The 20,536-nt window shown below is 65.3% G+C and carries 19 protein-coding genes and 1 tRNA gene; 9 read left to right on the top strand and 11 right to left on the bottom strand.

Annotated elements, in window-relative coordinates:
- Window positions 1-7 precede the first annotated feature (7 nt).
- Window positions 8-2,191, top strand: a complete 2,184-nt coding sequence (locus tag AC1DRD_RS20050) for a penicillin acylase family protein (RefSeq protein WP_478042772.1) — start codon at window positions 8-10, stop codon at window positions 2,189-2,191.
- A gap of 2 nt (window positions 2,192-2,193) precedes the next feature.
- Here AC1DRD_RS20050 and AC1DRD_RS20045 read toward each other — a convergent pair whose 3' ends face one another.
- Window positions 2,194-2,772, bottom strand: a complete 579-nt coding sequence (locus AC1DRD_RS20045) for a DUF2939 domain-containing protein (RefSeq protein WP_478042771.1) — start codon at window positions 2,770-2,772, stop codon at window positions 2,194-2,196.
- Window positions 2,773-3,032: 260 nt separating this feature from the next.
- Between AC1DRD_RS20045 and ftsZ the strand changes: the two genes are divergently transcribed.
- The 3 genes from ftsZ (at window position 3,033) to AC1DRD_RS20030 (ending at window position 7,987) form a co-directional block, all read left to right on the top strand.
- The gene (gene ftsZ / locus AC1DRD_RS20040) at window positions 3,033-4,550 is read left to right on the top strand and encodes a cell division protein FtsZ (RefSeq protein ID WP_478042770.1); all 1,518 of its coding nucleotides are present in this window, start codon (window positions 3,033-3,035) and stop codon (window positions 4,548-4,550) included.
- A gap of 253 nt (window positions 4,551-4,803) precedes the next feature.
- Entirely contained in the window at window positions 4,804-7,392 is a 2,589-nt protein-coding gene (locus tag AC1DRD_RS20035; protein WP_478042769.1) for a PAS domain-containing sensor histidine kinase, read from the top strand.
- On the top strand, window positions 7,367-7,987 hold the full coding sequence (locus AC1DRD_RS20030; protein ID WP_478042768.1) for a response regulator transcription factor: 621 nt from the start codon (window positions 7,367-7,369) through the stop codon (window positions 7,985-7,987). The genes AC1DRD_RS20035 and AC1DRD_RS20030 overlap by 26 nt, the downstream gene beginning before the upstream one ends.
- A 262-nt stretch (window positions 7,988-8,249) precedes the next feature.
- On the opposite strand, the gene AC1DRD_RS20025 is transcribed toward AC1DRD_RS20030, so the two are convergent.
- The 7 genes from AC1DRD_RS20025 to infA all read right to left on the bottom strand — a co-directional run bounded on the left by AC1DRD_RS20025 (window position 8,250) and on the right by infA (window position 11,628).
- A complete protein-coding gene (locus tag AC1DRD_RS20025) occupies window positions 8,250-8,579 on the bottom strand; it encodes a hypothetical protein (protein ID WP_478042767.1) in 330 nt (109 codons plus the stop codon).
- 254 nt (window positions 8,580-8,833) lie between these two features.
- Window positions 8,834-9,067 (bottom strand): DUF6894 family protein, encoded by a 234-nt coding sequence (locus AC1DRD_RS20020; RefSeq protein ID WP_478032163.1) that lies wholly within the window; start codon window positions 9,065-9,067, stop codon window positions 8,834-8,836.
- A gap of 221 nt (window positions 9,068-9,288) precedes the next feature.
- A tRNA-Phe gene (locus AC1DRD_RS20015) sits at window positions 9,289-9,364 on the bottom strand.
- 30 nt (window positions 9,365-9,394) lie between these two features.
- Window positions 9,395-9,571: a DNA gyrase inhibitor YacG gene (locus AC1DRD_RS20010; protein ID WP_478042766.1), complete on the bottom strand. Its 177-nt coding sequence runs from the start codon at window positions 9,569-9,571 to the stop codon at window positions 9,395-9,397.
- Window positions 9,568-10,506, bottom strand: a complete 939-nt coding sequence (locus AC1DRD_RS20005; protein WP_478042765.1) for a ribonuclease — start codon at window positions 10,504-10,506, stop codon at window positions 9,568-9,570. Before AC1DRD_RS20005 ends, AC1DRD_RS20010 begins: the two co-directional genes overlap by 4 nt.
- A gap of 215 nt (window positions 10,507-10,721) precedes the next feature.
- Window positions 10,722-11,306: a Maf family protein gene (locus AC1DRD_RS20000; protein ID WP_478042764.1), complete on the bottom strand. Its 585-nt coding sequence runs from the start codon at window positions 11,304-11,306 to the stop codon at window positions 10,722-10,724.
- 76 nt (window positions 11,307-11,382) lie between these two features.
- Window positions 11,383-11,628 carry a translation initiation factor IF-1 gene (gene infA, locus AC1DRD_RS19995; protein ID WP_026325702.1) on the bottom strand — a complete coding sequence of 82 codons (246 nt, stop codon included), beginning with the start codon at window positions 11,626-11,628 and terminating at the stop codon, window positions 11,383-11,385.
- Window positions 11,629-11,870: 242 nt separating this feature from the next.
- Between infA and AC1DRD_RS19990 the strand changes: the two genes are divergently transcribed.
- Both AC1DRD_RS19990 and AC1DRD_RS19985 read left to right on the top strand, forming a co-directional pair.
- Entirely contained in the window at window positions 11,871-13,964 is a 2,094-nt protein-coding gene (locus tag AC1DRD_RS19990; RefSeq protein ID WP_478042763.1) for a PA5441 family protein, read from the top strand.
- A gap of 3 nt (window positions 13,965-13,967) precedes the next feature.
- Complete coding sequence (locus AC1DRD_RS19985; protein WP_478042762.1) at window positions 13,968-14,696, top strand: DUF3142 domain-containing protein; 729 nt, start codon at window positions 13,968-13,970, stop codon at window positions 14,694-14,696.
- Window positions 14,697-14,931: 235 nt separating this feature from the next.
- On the opposite strand, the gene AC1DRD_RS19980 is transcribed toward AC1DRD_RS19985, so the two are convergent.
- The 3 genes from AC1DRD_RS19980 to AC1DRD_RS19970 all read right to left on the bottom strand — a co-directional run bounded on the left by AC1DRD_RS19980 (window position 14,932) and on the right by AC1DRD_RS19970 (window position 18,675).
- Window positions 14,932-17,742 carry a bifunctional YncE family protein/alkaline phosphatase family protein gene (locus tag AC1DRD_RS19980; protein ID WP_478042761.1) on the bottom strand — a complete coding sequence of 937 codons (2,811 nt, stop codon included), beginning with the start codon at window positions 17,740-17,742 and terminating at the stop codon, window positions 14,932-14,934.
- A 60-nt stretch (window positions 17,743-17,802) separates the two neighbouring features.
- A complete protein-coding gene (locus AC1DRD_RS19975) occupies window positions 17,803-18,075 on the bottom strand; it encodes a DUF3297 family protein (protein ID WP_478032169.1) in 273 nt (90 codons plus the stop codon).
- Window positions 18,076-18,291: 216 nt separating this feature from the next.
- Window positions 18,292-18,675, bottom strand: a complete 384-nt coding sequence (locus AC1DRD_RS19970; protein WP_478032171.1) for a hypothetical protein — start codon at window positions 18,673-18,675, stop codon at window positions 18,292-18,294.
- A 138-nt stretch (window positions 18,676-18,813) separates the two neighbouring features.
- On the opposite strand from AC1DRD_RS19970, the gene AC1DRD_RS19965 reads away from it, so the two are divergent.
- From AC1DRD_RS19965 to AC1DRD_RS19955, 3 genes are all read left to right on the top strand, one after another.
- Window positions 18,814-19,215, top strand: a complete 402-nt coding sequence (locus AC1DRD_RS19965; RefSeq protein WP_478032173.1) for an EVE domain-containing protein — start codon at window positions 18,814-18,816, stop codon at window positions 19,213-19,215.
- Window positions 19,212-19,700, top strand: coding sequence for a P-loop nucleotide/nucleoside kinase family protein (locus AC1DRD_RS19960; protein WP_478042760.1), 489 nt, complete (start codon window positions 19,212-19,214; stop codon window positions 19,698-19,700). Before AC1DRD_RS19965 ends, AC1DRD_RS19960 begins: the two co-directional genes overlap by 4 nt.
- Before the next feature lie 64 nt (window positions 19,701-19,764).
- Window positions 19,765-20,364 (top strand): sigma-70 family RNA polymerase sigma factor, encoded by a 600-nt coding sequence (locus AC1DRD_RS19955; protein ID WP_478042759.1) that lies wholly within the window; start codon window positions 19,765-19,767, stop codon window positions 20,362-20,364.
- The last annotated feature ends 172 nt before the right edge of the window (window positions 20,365-20,536 follow it).

Raw genomic sequence — 20,536 nt, 5'->3', positions numbered from 1 at the left:
TCCCGATATGGATAGAGCCCTCCGCCTCCCGCTCCTAGCCCTTGCCGTACTGACCATGGCGCCGACCGCGCCCGACCCCGCTGCCGCTGACATGGCGCGCTGGCGAGCGCAGGCGGCGCGCGTCACGATCACGCGCGACGATTGGGGCATCCCGCACGTCCGCGGGCAGAGCGATGCCGATGCGGTGTTCGGGCTGATCTATGCCCAGGCCGAGGACGATTTCTCGCGCGTCGAGGCGAATTACCTGACCGCGCTCGGCCGCACCGCCGAGGCAGAGGGGGAAGACGCGATCTGGGGCGATCTGCGCCAACGCCTCTATGTCGATCCCGCCGAGCTCAAGGCGCACTATGCCGCCAGCGCGCCATGGCTGAAGTCGTTGATGAATGCCTGGGCCGACGGGCTCAATTTCTATTTGGCGACGCATCCCGGCACCAAGCCCAAGGTGCTCACGCATTTCGAGCCGTGGATGGCGCTGAGCTTCACCGAGGGCAGTATCGGCGGCGATATCGAGCGGATTTCGCTCAGCGACCTCAAGACCTTCTACGGCAAGCCGACGCCGCCGACGCCCGAGGAACTCGGCATGGTGCCACGCGAGCCTTCCGGCTCCAACGGCATTGCGATCGCGCCCAAACTGACCTCGAGCGGCAAGGCGCTGCTGCTGATCAATCCGCACACCAGTTTCTACTTCCGCTCCGAGGCGCAGATGTCGAGCGCGCAAGGCCTCGACGCTTATGGCGCGTCGACCTGGGGCCAGTTCTTCATCTACCAGGGGTTCAACGCCAAAGCCGGGTGGATGCACACCTCATCCACCGTCGACAATGTCGACGAGTTCGCCGAGCGCGTGACGAAGCGCGGCGGCGGCTACGTCTATCGCTACGGCAGTGCCGAGCGGACGGTGACGAGCGTGGCAGTGACCTTGCGCTATCGCAAATCCGACGGGTCGCTAGGCGAACGCCGCTTCACCACCTGGCGCACGCATCACGGCCCGATCGTCGCGGCGAAGAACGGGCGCTGGATCGCAGAGGCCCTGATGTGGAAGCCGGTGCCCGCGCTCGAGCAGAGCTGGCTCAGGACCAAGACCAGCGACCTCAAGAGCTTCCTTCAGGTCGCGTCGCGCCGAGCCAATTCGTCGAACGACACTTTGTTCGCCGACAGCAAGGGCGAGATCGCGTTCCTGATGCCGCAATTCATGCCGCTGCGCGATAACCGCTTCGACTATACCCGGCCGGTCGACGGCGCCGATCCGGCGACCGACTGGAAGGGACTGCACACGCTCCCCAGCCTGCCGAGCGTGCTCAATCCGCGGGTCGGCTGGGTGCACAATACTAACGACTGGCCCTGGGATGCGGCGGGGCCGGACAGTCCCAAAGCGGCCGATTATCCGCGCTACATGGATCAGACCGGCCCCAATGCCCGCGGCACACATGCCGACCTGCTGCTCAAGGGCAAGAGCGGCTGGACGCCGGAGAAGCTGCGCGTCGCGGCGTTCGACAGCTATTTGCCCGCCTTTGCCGAACTGATCCCCGGGCTGGTCGAGGCATGGAATGCGCTACCCGTCGACGATCCGCGCCGCGCCCGACTGGCCGAGCCGATCGCCTTGCTGCGGGGCTGGGATCGCCGCTGGGGTTACGATTCGACCGCGACTAGCCTGGCGGTGTTCTGGGGCGATCAATTGTGGCGCGAAGTCGGCGGTTTCGCCCAGGCCGAGCGGATGAACGTCCCCGATTATATCGCGACGCGAGTCAAACCGGGCGACAAGCTCGACGCATTGGCGGCGGCCACCGACCGGCTCAAGCGCGACTTCGGCGACTGGCGTGTGCCGTGGGCCAATATCAACCGTTTCCAGCGGCTCGACGACGCGATCGCGCCGCATTTCGACGATGCCCGGGATTCGACCCCGATACCCTTCACCTCGGCGCAATGGGGCAGCCTCGCTTCCTTCGGCGCCAAGACCTGGCCGGGGACCAAGCGCTATTACGGCACCAGCGGCAACAGCTTCGTCGCGGTGGTCGAATTCGGCCCGCGAGTGAAGGCGATGGCGGTGATGGCCGGCGGACAGAGCGGCGATCCCGCCTCGCGCCACTTCGCCGACCAGATCGGCCGCTATGCCGAGGGACGGCTGCGTCCGGTTTATTTCTATCCGGACGACCTCAAGGACCATGTCGAGCGGCGCTACCGCCCGGGCGAATAACCTCAGGCTGCGTTCGCGTCGGGATCTGGCGCGCTGTCGTCCGCGGGACCGGCCAGGCTGCTCTGCGGCAGCGCGATACGCACGAGCTTCCACGCGAACAGGCCGCGCCGTTGGAACACTAGGTTCACAGGGTCGTCAGCCGCGCCCTGGCGTCGCAAGATGACGTCGAAACGGTTGAGCGCCACATAGTGAAAGCCATAATCAACCCGCCGCGGCGCCGCGGACTCCGTTTCAGCATGGCCGACCTTGCCCGCCCGAACCAACGCCGCGATCCCTTCGGGCGTCACGACGCTGTCGATCATGCGGTCGAGGATCGACGGCATCAGCATGGCGCCAAGCCCGGCGAGCGGATTGCCCCGCATCGCCGGATCGCGCTCCATCCGCGTGGTCACCGCCGCCGTCAGTTGCGGTTTCAGGTCGGCGCGCACCGCCGGAAAATCGACCGAGCCGCGCAGCTTTTCCGCGTCACCCTGTTTCGCCGCGGCGACGAAGCCGCGCACCGCGACATAAGGCGACGCGCCGTAAGCCAGCGCGAACAATGCGAACGCGGCGCCGATTGCAATGATCCAGCCCTTGCGCATGCGATCCTTTCGGCCCCCGGCCCAACCTAAGGTGGCGTGGTCTTCCCGGCAATGTCGCTGTCCCCCTCCCGCTTGCGGGAGGGGTTAGGGGAGGGCGTGTCTGTCAGCGATGGCGCCTAAAAACAGGCCCTCCCCCAGCCCCTCCCGCAAGCGGGAGGGGAGAGTTGCCGGGATTCTACGATAGTAGATTCCCAGCGTGGCGCGTTAACCATTTATGCCGCGATACGAGTCCCCAGGATGCAGCGAGTCGGGGAACGGTCATGAGCTTTATGGGCACTATCGAGGCGGTGATGCCGCGGATCGCTGTTTTCGGAGTCGGCGGTGCGGGCGGGAACGGTGTTGCCGGTCTGGTCGCTGAGAACCTGCCGAACGTCGAATTGATCGTTGCCAATACCGACGCCCAGGCGCTGCGCATGCTGGGAGTTCGCCAGCAGCTGCAACTCGGACGGATGGCGACGAGAGGGCTGGGGGCGGGCGCGTGGCCGGAGGTCGGTCGCGCCGCCGCGCAGGAAGTCGTGGATGAAATCGATGCAGCGCTCGAGGATGTCGATTTCTGCTTCATCGCCGCCGGGATGGGCGGCGGCACCGGAACCGGCGCGGCGCCGATCTTCGCCGAGCGCGCCCGGCTACGCGGCATTCCGACCATCGCGGTGGTGACCCGCCCGTTCGAGTTCGAAGGATTGCGGCGGGCGGGCAGGGCGGATCAGGGCATCGCCACGCTCGAGCCGCTGGTCGACGCCTTGATCGTCGTCCCAAATCAAAGGCTGCTCGGCATCGGCGATCTGGAGATGACGTTCAAATCCGCCATGCTGGAGTCCAATGCGGTGTTGGCTGATGCGGTCGGCGGGATCGCCCATCTGCTGGTGACCCCAGGGCTCAAGCAGATCGGTTTCGCCGAGATGCGCAACGTGATCGCCGAGATGGGTCGGGCAGTGATCGGGTTCGGCGAGGCCACCGAGCGCACGGACCGCGCGGTGCTCGCAGCGGAACGCGCGATGGCCTGTCCGCTGATCGACGATGAGATCGCGGGGGCGGGCAAGCTGATGATCTCGATCAGCGGCGGCACCGACATGTCGCTGTTGGAACTCGATGCGATCGTCGCGACGATCGCCGACCAGGCGTCGCCGGATGTCGAGCTCGCCTGGGGTGCATCGGTGTCGGAAGCGCTCGACGGCATCGTCCGCGTCGCGCTCATCGCGCAGGGCCATCGGCCTCAAGTGCGCCCGCAGGCGGCGTTCGCTCGCGCGGCGTCGGCGCCGATGGCGACATTCTGCTCGCCGGTTGCCGCGCCGGGACCAGTCGCCATCGTGCCGAGCATGACCATTGCAGTCGAGCCGCCGGTCGCCACAACGCCGGTTATCGCGCTGGCGGAAGCCATGGTCGTCGCGCCGCCAGCGGTCGCTGCCCCCTTTATCGCAGCCCCGGCGCCACTCGGCGCGACGCAGGCGAACAGCCCCGGCGATCTCACCGCGGCGCTCGTCGAACCGGCGAGCGACGCGCCGTTGCTCGACCTGATCGAGCGGCTGCCGCGGCCGGCAGAGCAGCAAATGCCTGCGCCGCCGCGTGGCGAGGCGCCTGCGGCGGTCAACCTCAAGGCCTGCACGATGGACGAACTCTGGCTCGGCGATTTCGAATTGGAGGATCCCAGGCGTGTAAGTCTGGTCGAGCAGATATCCAACGCAGTGAAGGGCTTATTTCGCTCGATGACCTTGCGGCTGGGCTTCGGGCGTCATTCGATGATCACCTATCGCGGCGGCAGGGCGTCGTTGGCGACGTAATTCCCCCCAGAATGGACTCTTTTTATCCCCATAAACATGGCGAGGTTATTGAATTTCCCGAGACATTCCGTGATGCTACAAAACGCTAGTAAAAATGCGGCTGTCCGCATGGTGGGTAGTATAAGGACGGGGAAAAATGCCTGGTCGAATGCGTCGGGGGAACGACGCATCGAGGCGTGACAAAGTTGCATTGGTGTTGGCTGGAATTGCCGCGCTGGCTGCATCTGCGTCGTTATTTGGCTGGCTGTTCAAAATGCCAGCGCTCGCCTCTTTCGGCGCGAGTTACGCGCCGGCCTGGCCGCTCACGACTACCGGATATTTGCTGCTGTCCTTCGCGATGATCGCGGTCGTCCTTGGCCGGAGGGGCGCGATAGTGGCGGTGGCCGCGGTCCTGATCCTGGCCATGCTGGTGATTGCCGAAAGCGTATCCGGCATTCGCCCGGGTATCGATCAGTTGCTCTTTTCCGATCAACTCGCACGCACGGCGGCGCCGAATCCCGGGCGACCGGGATTCAATTCGCTGCTGTCGTTCGTTTTTCTCGCGGTGGCGATCCTGTTCGCCCAGCGACGGTCGACTTGGCTGGATCAGGCGGGGAACGTGCTTGCCGCGCTGGCCCTGTGTCTCGGTCTATATTCGACGATATCATTGATGTGGATCGGCGCCGGAGCCCCGCTCAACCAATTCTTCATCGCGCCGTTGCCGGCCGGCGTCGCATCGCTGGCGCTCTCCTGCTCTTTTCTGTGGTGGAAGCATGAGGCGGGATGGACCGGGCTGCTGTCCGCCGATCAGATGGGACAACCGCTGCGCTGGCTGGTCTTCCCCATATTGTTCGTTCTTCCGGCAATCCCCATTGTCTTCGAACAATGGTCGATAAGGGCCAGCGGCGTCCCGCCGGAAGGCGCCGCCTTGATCGCGATCCTGGTCAATATGCTGATCATGGGCACGATCCTGTCGCTGGTATCCGATCGCCTGACCCGCCAGCGGACGGCGCTGGGCGACCTCAGCGACGCGCTCGACAGCGCCGCCATTGCGCTGGTCCGGCCGGACGGGACGATCCTCCACTGGACGCGAGGATGCACCGAGCTTTACGGCTGGACCGACACCGAAGCGGTGGGACGCAACAAGCATGAATTGTTGCAATCGCGCGCGACCGGAGGCGCCGATCCGCCACCATTGTCCGCCGACGGCGAGGCGGAATTCCTCGAGCGCACCCGCGACGGGATCGACCTCAACGTGATGGAGCGGCGGCGATACTTGCAGCGCTCGGGCCCCGACGACGTGGTCGTGCTCAAGATGCTCGACCTGACGTCGCGCGTCCGGGCCGAGGAGGAACTTCGCGTCAGTGAGAATCGCCTAGCGATCGCGGCAGAGGTCAATGAGATCGGCGTGTTCGATTGGGACGTCGCGAGCGGGCGCATCAGCTGGTCGCCCGGATCGGAGCAGCGGCTGGGGCTGCCCGCCGGTGCGATCGACACGTTCGATATGTGGCGCGATCATGTCGAGGCCGCGGATGTTTTCGATGTGATGGCGTCGATCGACAGTGCGGTCGCAGATCGGCGCGATCGCTTCGCCTTCCAATATCGCTTCCTTCCCGACGCGGGGTCGCCGCGCACGCTCGAAGGAACGGCGCGCTGCCTGTACGACGAGCAAGGCAATCTGGTGCGATCGGTCGGGTCGATTATCGATGTCACGCAGCGCAACCGCCTCGAGGCGCAAATGCGGCTCGATTCGATGATCGAGACGGTGCCTGACGCGACGATCGTCATCAACGAACACGGCGTGATCAAAAGCTTCAGCCGCGCCGCGGAAGCGATGTTCGGTTATTCCAGCGAGTCCGCGATCGGCCGCAATCTCAAGATGCTGATGCCTGAAGGCCTTGCAGCACAACACGACGCGGCGATCGTCGAATACCTCCGGACCGGCGAACGCAAGGTGATCGGGAAGACTCGCGAGCTCATCGCGCGGCGCGCCGATGGCACTTTCTTCCCAGTCGAACTGAATGTCGGCGAGACGTTAATCGGCAACGAGCGGATCTTTACCGGGATCGTCCGCGACATGTCGGACCGCCACCGCGAGGAACAGCAATTGTCGGAACTCAGCGCGGAACTGACTCATATCTCGCGTCAGAGCGCGATGAGCGAACTCGCCGCCGATCTGGCGCACGAACTCAATCAGCCGCTCAGCGCGACGTCCAATTTCATCGCCGCGGCGCGGATGCTGATCGAACAGGGCGCAAGCGGCGAGCGCGTCGCCGACCTGCTCCACATGGCGGAAGAGCAGACCCAGCGGTCGGGCGACATCATCCGGCGATTGCGCGACTTCCTAGCCAAACGCGATATCGAAATGCGGCCCGAATCGCTCGACGATATAACCAGGGGCGCGGTCGCGCTGGTATTCTTCGGCAGCGGGCGCGAGGAGATGGACCTCAGTTACGATCTGGATCCTACCTGCGACACGATCTTCGCCGATCGCGTGCAAATCCAGCAGGTGCTGGTTAACCTGTTGCGTAATGCCGTCGAGGCTCTGCGGTCGCTCGACGCGGGCCAACCGCGTCGGATCATGATCAAGTCGCGATGCCGCGACGACGACATGGTCATGCTCTCGATCAAGGACACCGGACCGGGCATTCCCGACGCGCTGGGCGAACAGCTCTATGCGCGCTTCTCAACCACCAAGTCGGGCACGGCGATGGGGATCGGCCTGTCCATTTCGAGACGTATTGTCGAGGCGCATGGCGGCGTCCTGACGGCGGAGAACCAACCGGGGGGAGGGGCGGCGTTTTGCTTTACCCTGCCGGTGTTCAAGGAGCTGGAAGATGATCCGGAACATCTATCTGATTGATGACGATGATGCCGTGCGGGCGTCGCTGCACGGCCTGCTGTCGCTGCGCTCCGATCTCGTCGTGCGCAATTTTCGCTCGGGCGATCAGTTTCTGGAGCGGGCCCCCGACCTCGAATCGGGCGTGCTGCTGCTCGATTATCACATGCCCGGGAAGAACGGACTCGAAGTCCTGGAGCAACTGAGCTCGCTTTCACATGGGCGGTTCCTGACCATCATTCTGACCGGCGAAGGCAATATCGACGTCGCCGTGCAGGCGATGAAGGCCGGCGCGTTGGATTTCCTCGAAAAGCCATACAAGGCGGACGCGCTGCTCGAAACGATCAACAAGGCCTTCGATCGGATGGAGCATGAGAGCGCGGGATCGGCGCAGATCGAAAGCGCGCGCGCCAAAGTGGACGTCCTTTCGCCCCGAGAGCGCGATGTGCTGACCGGGCTGATCGAGGGTCGGTCGAACAAGGTCATCGCCTACAACCTCGCGATCAGTCCTCGTACCGTCGAGATCTATCGCGCGAACCTGATGACCAAGATGGGGGTGCGCAGTCTGTCAGAGGCGCTGCGCGTGGCGTTCGCCGCCGGCCTTATTTCGCCGGGCTAGAGCGTGATGACGTGAGTTTGCCCCGCCGTGACGGAGCGGATTTTGGCGCAGGGCGAGGAACGAGGAGCGGAGCGATGCAAAATGCATCGTGACCGACGAGAGGCGCTGCAATGCGCCAAAAGGCGCCCGCCGCTTTGCAGTTGCCCGGGCGCGCCCGCTGGTCTGCGTCGCGGTCCTTGCGCGTAGCGCCGCTACGCGCTGCACACCGCTCCTTGCCAGCGAACACGCCCGGGCAAAATCACGACGCGGCAAACTCACGTCATCACGCTCCAGGATCCTGCCATTGGGACAGGACGTCGGCGACTCGCCGTGTCGCGTCGCGTCTGGACAATCGCAACGGCCGGTCGGTGACATCACCTGACGTTCCGTTGAGGAGGATGACCTGAAGCCAACCCGGAAGCGGGGTGCAGGCCGCCAAAGCGTCGTCGTCGGTGATCAGCACTGCTTGTTCGATCGTCGTGCCGGATAGCCCGCCGGTCAACTGACCACGCCTCAGTGTGATCACATTGAAGCCCAGCATCGTCAGCTTGGCCGTCAGGGCGCTGCGCAGGTCATCTTCGGAGATTTGCAGGACAACAAGATCCAGAGGCACGACAACATCCAGATAGAAGGGTGCTGCGAAAGGCTAGCGAGCCGCATTGAGACCGTCGGCTCGGGAAACTTACGTAGCGGAAACTGTTCCCCGCTATCTTCGTCCACCCCCGGTTACTGGGCCGGTACCGGTGTCCTAAGTATTTTGCCGCGATGCTTCAACGGCTTGATAAAATCGGGCCGCCCCGCGCTCGCGCTCACGATTCTTGACGCCAGTTCCCCCCGGCAAATCTTCGGAATCTCACTGATGAAAGGCTAGGGTGCCAAGTTGACGGCGGTAAATGCGAGGGTGAGAATCGGCCTGCGCAGCGCATCCCGAACGGTCATTACCCATTCCTCGGTATTCCAGAAGCGCTCCGGCATCTCCTTGAGCACTTCTGCCGCATAGCGCACTGCCTCAATTCGCGCCGCCGCGAGATCGGGCCATTCAGAACCCTGGTGATCGGTAAAATCATCGCCGTCCACGATGTCGAAGAAATAGCGTGGCATGACTCGCTCCAGGCCTAAGGCGGGAGCTCGGCGTCTCTCAGTCGCTGGCGCCTTATTTCGATGGCAAGCGATAATCCTAATCTAGATTAGTTTTACCATCTATACAACTAACATGGATTAGGATCAGGCTCTCTACAACCGCGGCCGTCCAATAAAACTGCCGAAGTCCGCCCGAATCTATTGCGCCTGGACGATTATTGCGTTCCCGAGGCTGTAAGAAATGGTGCCCAAGGGCGGAATCGAACCACCGACACTGCGATTTTCAGTCGCATGCTCTACCAACTGAGCTACTTGGGCATATCCGGCTAAGCGCGGAAGACGCGGCCTCTAATCGCTCGAAACACCGCTGTCCAGTGCTTCCGGGTCGGCGGGTCCCGCCGGGATGCGATATCCTTCGCCCAGCCATTGCAGCAGGTCGCGGTCCTTGCAGCGGCGGCTGCAGAACGGCTTGTGCGCCGGGTCGGTGATGTTGCCGCAGAGTGGGCAGCTATTGGTCTTGGTCATGACGTGAACGAGATGGGGGCGCCGGTCCGCCGTGACAACTCGGCGACCAAATCGGGATGCGTGGCCAGCCAGGCGGCGACGCGCGGTCCGGCGAACTGTACCGGTGGCACCGGCGGCGGTGTGCGTTCGATCGCGCGCAGCAGGGCCAATGCGGCAGCCGCGACCGGGTCGGCGCGGAGCAATTCCGGGAGCGAGGCGCGGCGGCGTGGACGGACGATCTGGAGAAACCCGAAACCGTTGGTCGCGGTGCGCTCGAACGGCTGGGGCAGGACGGCGTCGATCGCCTCTGCCGCCGCCTGGCGCTCGGCCTTGTTGCCCAGAGTCGGGAAATCGATCCCGATCGATCCGCCGATATCGAGCCGGACGATCGCCATCGCCGCCGCGCGCGCCGCCTGGAGCGCGAGCGCGGCAGGGGCGCCGGGGCCGTCGACGTCGAACAAGGTCATCGCCGGAGTCGGCGACATCCGCAGTGCGCCGCCGGCAAAGGCGATCTCGCCAGCTTCCGCTTCGTCGAGCACTTCGGACCAGCCCGCGGCCTCGAGCGCGTCCGGTTCGTGCGCGCGCAACAGGCGGACCGGAAAACCGCTTGCCCGGCACCGCGCCAGCAGGTCGTCGGCGTCGCGCGGCGCGGCCTCGCTTGCCGCTACTTTGGCGAGCTTTGGGCGGCCCGGTTCGGGAATGGCTTCACGCACGACCTCGACATTCAGTCGCGCACCCAAGGTGATACCGGACGGCAAGCGCTCGATCACCGCGCCGCCGTACGGCGTTTCGATCCTGCTCAGCCCGGCGGCGACGCGCTCGATCAGCTGACCCTCGATCACCGCGCCGAGCTTCAATCCACCCGGCCGCTCGATCCGCGCCTCGATGATCCGGCCGTCCTCGACCAAAGCGGCGCGCGCTTCGCCGATCCCGGCCTCATAGAGCCACTCAGCCAAGCGATATCTCCGACGAGCATTGGCGCTCGGGTTTGCAGACTCCCCTCCCTGCAAGGGAGGGGTTGGGGGTGGGTGCGCGCGTCTGCGCGCCCTCCAAAGACTCGTTGGCCGAGGACCGGAAAAGCGTAGGGCGAGGCATCGAGCCTCGCCCTACGCTAAACCCACCCCTTGATCCCCTCCCTTTCAGGGAGGGGAAATATGGAGGTTGATCCACCTCAATCGGCCTGCGGCTGGTGCAGCGGCAGGCCTGCCGAAGTCAGGAGTGCGCGTGTCTCGAAGATCGGCAGCCCGACCACGTTCGAATGGCTGCCGGCCAGATAGCGGACGAACGCTTCCGCCTTGCCCTGGATGGCATAGCCGCCGGCCTTGCCCATGCCTTCGCCGCTGGCGACGTACCAGTCGATCTGGGCGGGGGAGAGCGCCTTGAAAGCGACGATCGTATCGGCGACGCGGACGCGCGGGCGGCCGTCCGGGCCGATTATGCACACGCCCGAAAAGACATGATGCCGCCGGCCCGACAACTGCCCGAGCATGCGACGCAGATCCGCCTCGTCGGCCGGTTTTTCCAGGATGCGGCGTCCTACCGCGACGGTCGTGTCGCCGGCCAGTACGATCTCGTCTGCCGCGCGCTCGACCGCCAGTGCCTTGGCCTCGGCAAGCCGTGCGACATAGGCACGCGGCGGTTCGGCCTTGAGTGGCGTCTCGTCGATGTCGGGTGCAGCGAGGCGCGCAGGCACGATCCCGATCCGCGCGAGCAATTCGCGGCGGCGAGGACTGGTCGAGGCGAGAACGAGCTTCATTTTCAGGGCGTAATGCCAGCGAAAGCTGGCATCTCGTGCCGCAAGCGACCCCAGCTTTCGCTGGGGTGACGGGGCATTATTGCGGCCCCGGTCCGCCGCGGCCCGGCATGAAGCGATAGGTGATGCGACCCTTGGTCAGGTCGTAAGGCGTGAGCTCGACGAGAACCTCGTCGCCGACCAGCACGCGGATGCGGTTCTTGCGCATCTTGCCGGCGGTGTGACCCAGGATCTCATGGTCGTTTTCCAGCCGGACGCGGAACATGGCGTTGGGCAGCAGTTCGACTACCTGGCCACGCATTTCGAGAAGTTCTTCTTTAGCCAAACAATGCCTCATGAGTATGCGGGCCGCGCCGCGTGACGCGCGCCCTTAGCGGATGGGGAACGAAAAGGGAAGCTGCGCTGCCGGGACGGGCCGGGAAGCGCGTCGAAGATATGGCGATGAGCGCCCCAACCGGCAAGAGCATGCGCCGTTTGCTGTAAATCTTCGGCGATGGCGCAATCTTCCTAGGCAAGATGTTGGCGGCATGGCATTTTTGTCCTTCGTCATCACCGGGGGTCTTTGCCATGCGCCATCTTTGCGTCTCGCTTGCCGCTGTCGCTGCCTGTTTCGCCGTGCCTCTTCCCGCCGACGCCAGCGGCGATTTCGGGTGTTCGCCGAGCTGGCGGCTGAGCCACGCCAACCTCACCGGCTGCGACGACATGGCGATGCTGGGGCCGGGCAACGACACACGGACCAATTTGACGATGCTGCTATTCGACCGGCGCGGGTCGCTACCCAAGCCGGGGGAGGGCGCGCCGCCGCAGCCGCTTGGGGCCTTGTTCGACTGGCGCACCTTGTCGGGCTGGCTGGCGGTGCGGCCGGACAATAGCGATAGCGATTATTCGTCGGGGGAGGGGTCGCGCTGCCGCACCAACGGCAGCGGCGCGGCGGCGTTCGAGGCGGCGGTGAACGCGGCGAAGCTGCCGGGTGGCGAGGGCGCGGCGTTGATCGCGGCGCGCAAGGCGCTCAGCCCCGATTGCGCCAAGTCTGGCGCGAGTGCGAGCGCGGCGCTCGACGGGCAAGTGAAGTCGCCCGCGGGCAAAGGGTTCGCCACCTATCTCGCCGGCGCGCAGGCTTTTTACGACGGCGATTTCGACACGGCGGGGACGCGGTTCGCCAGCCTAAGCGGGGCGCGTGACGCCTGGCTGCGCGAGACCGCACGCTACATGGCGGCGCGGGTCGAAGTGAACCGCATCCAGGTCGGCCTGTTCGACGAATATGGCAATATCAAGGATCTCAAGACGGTTGACCAGAAGGCCGTCGCCGCGGCCGATACGGGCTTGCGCGGCTATATAAAGGACTATCCCAACGGGCTCTACGCGGCGTCGGCGCGGGGATTGTTGCGGCGGGTCTATTGGTTCGGCAGCAAGCGCGATCTGCTCGCGCAGCAATATGTTGCGCTGTTCACACAGCCGATGGCGGCGCGCGGGCTGAACGATGTCGATCTCGCCGAGGAGATGGACACCAAGCTGCTGCCCGATCTGACGATCGGCGATACGCGCGATCCGACTCTGCTCGCGGTGCTCGATCTGCGGCGGATGCGGACGGCGGACGACGAGGTCAGCGCGGGATGCTGCACCCATCCGATCACGCTCGACGAGATCAATGGTCAGCGTGCGGCGTTCGCCGGCAATCAGCCGCTGTTCGATTATCTGGTCGCCGCGCACCAATTCTATATCGGCAGGAAGCCGGCCGAGGTGCTCAAGCTGATCCCGGACGCGGCGCGCCAATCGAGCTTTAACGAGGTGCAGTTCAGCCGGCAGATGCTGCGCGGCATGGCGCTGGAGGTGGTCGGCGACCGCAATGCGCGCGGCTTCTGGCTGGAGATGCTGCCGGGGGCGAAGCTTGATGCGCAGCATTCGGCGCTCGAACTCGCGCTTGCCTGGCATGACGAGCGGACCGGCGGGCTGGCGCGGGTGTTCGCGCCCGATTCGCCGGTCGACGACGCGACGTTGCGCGGTATCCTGCTGACGAACGTCGCCGATGCCGGGTTGCTGCGCAAACAGGCGACGGGAGCGAAGCGATCGCACGAACGCCAACTCGCCTTGTTCACCTTGCTCTACAAGGAATTGAGCCGGGGCGCGTATCGCGATTTCGGGACCGACCTCGCGCTAGTGCCGGCGGGTGCCGCGAGCGACACCAATTTCTACGATTTGCTGGGGTCAGAGCAATTGCCGCTCGGCTTGTTCCTCAAGCCCACCCAGGCGAGCGATATCGACTGCCCTGCGCTCAAGCGCCTCGCGCTCGATCTCGCTGCGGCGCCGGGTAGCGCGCATGCCCGGCTGTGCCTGGCCGATTTCTTCCGCGCCAATGGGTTCGACCAGTTCGTGCTCGACACCCAACCGCCCAAACAGGATCTGGGTGGGACGAAGACCCTGTTCGCCGGGCCGGTCTATTCGCGGCTGGAGGTCTATAAGGCGATCGTCGCCGATCCCAAGGCGCCGGGCGACGACAAGGCCTATGCCTTGTTCCGCGCGGTCAATTGCTATGCGCCGTCGGGCAACAATTCGTGCGGCGGGGCCGATGTCGACAAGAATGTGCGCAAAGCGTGGTTCGCGCGGCTCAAGAGCGATTATCCCAAATCGCGCTGGGCGAGCGAGCTGCGTTATTATTGGTAGGCGGTGATCCGCGCCGCCATCGCCGCCGTGGCAATCGGTATTGCGCTGCTGCCGGTCCCGATCGCGCGGGAGGGGCGCGTCGCGCCGGCCTATGACGCGGTCTGGTTATGGGCCGGGGTGAAGGCGCAGCCGGCGCTGGCGACGGCCAGGCGGTTGTATCTGCTGCAGGGCCAGGTCGAGGCGACCGATCCGGTCCGCTATGCGGCGCAACGCGCGGCAATCCCGCGGCTTGGCAATCGCGAAGTCTGGATGGTGGTGCGGGTCGAGACGCTCGCCTGGTCGCCCGCCATCTATGACCAATTGCTCGCGGCGCTGGCCCGGTGGCGTGCGGCGGGCAACCGCGTCGTCGGCGTACAGATCGATTTCGATGCGCGGACGCGGCATCTGGAGGACTATGCCGCTTTCCTGCGCGGACTACGCGTGCGGCTGCCGGGTGACTGTCACCTGGGGATTACTGGATTGCTCGACTGGAGTGCGAACGGGGATCCGAAAGGGCTCGATGCGCTGGCTGGTGTAGTCGATGAGGCGGTGCTGCAAATCTACCAGGGGGATCATGTCATTCCTGGGTATCAGGCGTATCTGGCGAAACTCGATCGGTTGAAGTTGCCGTTCCGGATCGGCCTGCTGCAGGGGGGTGAGTGGCAGCCGCCGGCGGGGCTGGAGGAGAATCCGTGGTTTCAGGGGTATGTGACTTTTTTGGTCAATCCGACCGCGCCCGAAAATAAAGAGTAGAACGCTTCCCCAACGCCTCTCCGGCGAAGGCCGGCATTCCGTCATCCCAGCGAAAGCTGGGATCTCATGCGATTGATATACTGCACGAGACCCCAGCTTTCGCTGGGGTGACGGCTGTTACTCGGCGGCGTAGGCGGCCAAGCTTAGGCGAATTAGCGATCGCGTCCCGCGGCTGAGAGCGCATCGGGACTGGGCGCCGGCCTTCGCCGGGGAAGCGTAGAGAAATCGGTGCCCCCTAAGACCCCGGACACACCCGCCCAGCCGCCGCCGTTCGCAGCAAGCTCGCCCGGTTGGCCCTCAAATCAGCGCCACTCCGCGCCTGTGGCTCGGGCCCATCGGCGAGTCCCTTCCACAACGCGGCATTGAACCGCGGCGTGTCGAGCCGGTCCTCGCTGGTGAAGTTCTGGCCCTGCATCGCCGCCGCCCACCAGCCGGCGTCGCGCGGCGGGCAGACATTCGCAGCCGTCTTCGCAGCAACGAAGCGGTCGGCGGGGATCGGCAGCTTGGTGCCGCGCAGCACGTCGGCTGCCGTCGCGCGAAAGGTCCAGTCCTTCTGGTTGAGGTCGAACACATCGGCCATCGGCGCTGCGAGCGCGTCGTTGAGCCCGAGCGGCGGCAGGCCGAGCACAGCCTCGATCGTCCGCAGCATGCTGACGGTGGTGTAGCGGGTCGTGACCAGAGCGTGCTGCTTGACATACGGCCCGACGACGAAGGCGATGCTGCGCCGCGCATCGACATGGTCGCCGCCATTCTGGGCGTCGTCCTCGATCACGAACACCAGGGTCGAGTCCTTGAACGGACTGTTGGCGATGCGCTCAATCACCATGCCGACCGAATAATCGTTGTCGGCCATCTCGGCCTCGACCGTGTTCACCCCGTCGACCGCTTCCTTGAAGTCGCCGAAATGGTCGTGGCTGAGGCGCAGCAGGGTGAGCGCGGGCATCGTTCCCGCCTTGTCCTGCTGGTCGAATTCGCGCCGCCATTCGAGCATGCGCCAATAATCCGGCAATTTCTGGTCGAAACCGCGGAAATAGGGATCGCTGCGGCTGGCGAGGTCGCGATCGGCAGGCGTCCAGATCGTGCGCTTGTCCTTGAACGGCTCGCGCAACAGCGGGACGAAACCGGGCGATTCGCTGTCATAGACCGAGGCGTCGGCGAACCCGTAATTGCGCACGGTCAGCCCGGCGCGGATCGCCGCGTTCCATAAATAGCCCTGGCCCGGCAGCTTGTCGTCATCGGCATCGGGTGCGTTGAGCAGAGCGGGGCCGGGCATCAGGTCGGGATCGTCGGGATGGCGGGGGTCGACCTTGCGGCGTTCTGCCAGGCTCAGGCTGGTCGCGACGTTGCGATCCGCTTCCTCCGATTCATAGGCCAGGCCGCGCGCCGAATAATTCACCGGCGCGGTCTTTTCGAGCAGATCGGGGACGCGCCCGGCAGTCGTCCAGGTCCAGCCGGTGCTCGATTGCTCGCCCGAATCGTAGAAATTGTCGAGCGTGACGAAATTGCGCGCCATATTGTGATGGTTGGGGCTCAGCGCCTCGCCCAGGATCGCCAGGCGGGGATCGCCATTTCCGATCTCGAGGTCGCCGAGCACCTGATCATAAGTGCGGTTTTCCTTCACGATGAAGACGACGTGCTTGATGCGCTTGGCGACCTCGGCCATCCGGGCTTCGGCCGCGCGACGGGCAGTGGCGTTCGACAGGCCGATATTGTCGGCGACCTGCAGCGTCGTCTTCGCCAGCGCGCGGCCATCGGGCATCGCGAAGGTCAGCAATCCGGCTTTCTCAAGCTGGAAGATGTACTGGTTCGCTGCGCCGCACGCGCTCGGCTGCGCCTTTTGCACCGCGATCTTGGGTGCGCAGCCTTGGGGATTGGGGCCGGGCGGGCTCTTGCGGTTGACGACGAAGACGCGTCCGCCATCGGCGCTGGTCGCGACCGCGCTGGGATACCAGCCGGTCGGCACGATGCCGACCACCTCGGCCGTGGTCGCACCCGGCGTGACCATCGCCAGCGCGTTGATCCCGCCATAAGTGACCAGCAATGTCCCCGCCGGCGTGAGCGCGAGGCCATTGGGGTTCAACCCCTTGCCGAGTGGCCCGGTGGACAAGCTATCGGGCAGGCCAAGCCGTGGCTCGCCGGCGAGCGTGTCCGTAGCCAGATCGACCATTGCCAGGCGATCGGCATTGTCCTCGGTGGCGTAAAGGCGGTGCGTCCGCGGCGCGATCAGCATCGCGGTCGGCTCGCCCGTGGTGGCGATGCGCTTGGCGACGCGGATCGCGCGGCCGGCCACATCGAGCGCGACGATCTGGCGGTCGCGCGGCGCCGAGACATAAGCGCGCTTATTGTCGCGCCAGACGATCGCGAAGGGGAATTCCCCGCCGGGCTGGCCGGCGGCGGCGGGATCGATCTTGCCCGGCCGCAAATCCTGTTCGGCGATAATCGCGTGGGTAGCGAGATCGATTAGGGTGACCGAGTCGTTGTAATAATTGGCGACCAGCAGGCGCTTGCCGTCGGGGCTGACCGCGACGCCCGCCGCCTGCGGCTTGACGTCGACGCCATTGCCGGTCGCGTGGCCGAGCTTGATCGGATTGCCGGCGGGCGCGAAACCGGTCTTGCCGCGGCGGAATAGATGAACGACGTCGTCGACCCCGCCGCCGACCGCAAAGCCTCGCCCGTCGGGCGTCCAGGCCACGCCCGAATAGGCATTGGGCACGACCAATGTCTGCTCCAACCGCGCGCCGGCGCGATCGATGCGATAGGCGAAGACATATTGGCCGGATTGCGCGGCGACGATCTTGCCGTCGGGGCCGTTGAAGCGATTGAACCCGCTGGTCAGCACCAGCATCTCGCGGCGATCGGGGCTGACCGCGATCGCGGCGGCGCCGTCGGCGACATAATCGGGATGCGGGCCGACCCGCGACACCAATGGACGGAACACCGCGCCGGGCGCGGCGAGTGGGGAGAGCGACTGGCCGGTGGGCAATTGCTGGGCGGACGCCGCGGCGCCAAGCCCGGCGACAAGTCCGATTAGCGCGCGCATCCTCATTGACGTCTCCCCTTCATCCGGGGCGGATAGGACGCGGTTGCTACGCTTCGATGACGGGCCTTACTCGGCCTCGTCCGCGCCCTCGTCCGAATCCGCAGCGGTATGGAAATAGGCCTCGACCGGACCCGACAGTTTGATCGTCAGCGGGTTGCCGTGGCGATCGACCTTCTTGCCGAGCGCGACGCGGACCCAGCCTTCCGAAATCGAATATTCCTCGACATCGGTGCGCTCGGCACCCTTGAAGCGGATGCCGACGCCGCGCTGCAGCGCGTCCTGGTCGAAAAAGGGGCTGCGAGGATTGCTCGACAAATGATCGGGGGGCGTATCGGTCATGGCGCGGGCTATTGCCGCGAGCCGACCCAAAAAGCAAACGGCGCGGGAGATGCCTCCCGCGCCGTTCCAATCATGCCTGCGTCGGCTTCTATGGTTTCAGCAGAGCTGAAACGGTTGCGGTGCCGGCCCGCTCCCCCACCCGGCCACCCGGCAGGGTATTCTATGGGCGGCCGGGTGGGGGAGCGGGCCGGCACCGATCAGCGGAGCTGAAAAGGATCAGTTGCAGACGCGGACCCGGACGCTGCGATCCCAATAGGGGTCGTAGCGGCGCTCGACCCAGCAGCGGCGATAGTCGCGATAGCGATAGGCGTAATAGCCGTCCGGCGGATAATAGCCGCGCTCGCGATAATAATAATTATCGTAATCAGCGCGATAGCCGCGGCTGCGATAATAATAATCACGGTCGTAACGGTCGTTCGACGAGGATGCGATCGCCGCGCCCAGCGCCAGGCCGACGATGCCGCCCGCGAGCACCGCACCGGTATCGTCATGGCCACGGTGCCAGCGGCGATAACGCTGTGCATCGGCCGGAGCGGCGGCGGTCAGTGCGGTGGCTGCGAGCGTGGTGCCCAGCACCGCCTTGGTCAGGAACTTGTTCATGTGAAACTCCATCGTCAAGCACTCGGATACCATACACTAAACGCAGACTGTCCGAGCCTGTTGCATCCTTCTATGCGAGTCGGTCTGAATGGCCGCTGAGACGGGCGTTCACTTGGGATTTAGGTAGGGAGATATCGGATGGCGTACTGGTTCCTGCGGTCGGAGCCCGAAGTCTATGGCTGGGATCACCTGGTCCGCGACGGTGGCACCGAATGGGACGGCATCCGCAATTACACCGCGCGCAATTTCCTCAAGGACATGCAGGTCGGCGATCAGGCGATCCTTTATCATTCGAACACCGAAAAGGCCTGTGCCGGGATCATGGAGATCACACGCACCTGGAAACCGGACGGCGAGAAGGGCGATTGGGCTTCGGTCGCGGTCAAGCCCGTCAGGCCATTGCAGCACCATGTCACGCTTGCCGAAATGAAGGCCGAACCGCGCCTCGCGAAAATCGAGGTGCTACGTCAGTCGCGGCTGTCGGTGACGCCGGTGCGTGACGACGAATGGGCGGTGCTGATGGAAATGGCGCAGGGGTGAGCGCCGGCGTCCTCCATCTGATCACCGGCAAGATCGCCGCGGGCAAATCGACGCTCTCCGCTAAGCTGGCGGTGGAGACGGGCGGGCTGGTGCTGGCCGAGGACCATTGGCTGCCGACGCTCTATCCGGCGCAAATCACGTCGCTCGATGATTATCGGCGCGAGAGCGGGCGGCTGCGGGCCGCGATCGCGCCGTTGATCGTCGACCTGCTGCGGCGCGGCCTGACCATCATCCTCGATTTTCCAGCCAATACCGTCGCCAGCAGGACCTGGATGCGCGGGCTGGCCGACAAGGCGGGAATTACCGCGACGCTGCATTTCCTCGATCTGCCGGATGAGATTTGCCGGCAGCGTCTCCATGCGCGCAACGCCGCCGGCACCCACGCCTATCAGGCGAGCGATGCCGAGTTCGACCAGTTCACCGCGCATTTCGTGCCGCCGCACGCCGACGAAGGCTTTGCGATCGTGCGGCACGGGCCGGCATAATCTGCGCGAAGGGTTCGACGCCATCGCGCGTTAAGCTGGCAAGGACCAGATTGGATACGTGTTGATGCGGTTTTCGAGCGCCGCGCGGGAGGCCGCGGCGGCTGACAACGACGATGCGTTGATGACGCGCATCGCCGGGCGCGATGCCGTGGCGTTCGGGCGCGTGGTCGATGCCCATGCCGCGATGCTCCACCGCATCGCCTATCGCATGATCGGCGACGCGGCAGAGGCAGAGGATGTCGCGCAGGAGGCGTTGCTGCGGTTGTGGGCGTCGGCCGAACGCTGGCGGCCGGGTCAGGCGGGGATCGCGGCGTGGCTGACGCGAGTCGCGGTCAACCAGTGCCTCGATCGCCTCAGGCGGCGGCGCTTTGCCAGCGACGAGGAGCCGCCCGAGCGCGCCGACGAAGCGCCAGGGGCGGAGGCTCTGGTCGAAGAAGAACGTTTGCGCGGCGCGGCGCGGGCCGCGCTGGGCGATCTCAGCGAGCGGCATCGCGCCGCGATCGTGCTGACTTATTACGAGGAGTTACCCAATTCGATGGCCGCGGACGCGCTGGAGCTGAACCTGAAAGCGTTCGAGTCGCTGTTGCTGCGCGCGCGTGGTGCGATGCGTGCCGCGCTGGCGGCGCGAGGGCTGACCTCGCTAGCGGGGGAGATCTCGTCATGAGCGCCGACTTCACCGCGACCGAACGTGCCGCGCTCGACCGCGTGACGGTCCCGGCGATGCGGCCGGGGCTGGCCGCCGATATCGTCGCAGCGGCGGCGTCCGGGACACGCGTGCCGCCGCGGCGCGGCGCGCGGAGCGGATGGCGCGCGCAGAGCCGCGTGCTGATCGGGGC

The sequence above is a fragment of the Sphingomonas sp. P4_G2 genome, assembly GCF_056401155.1.
Note: the sequence above shows the minus strand (reverse complement) of the source record. Positions and strands in the feature narration are given on the sequence as shown.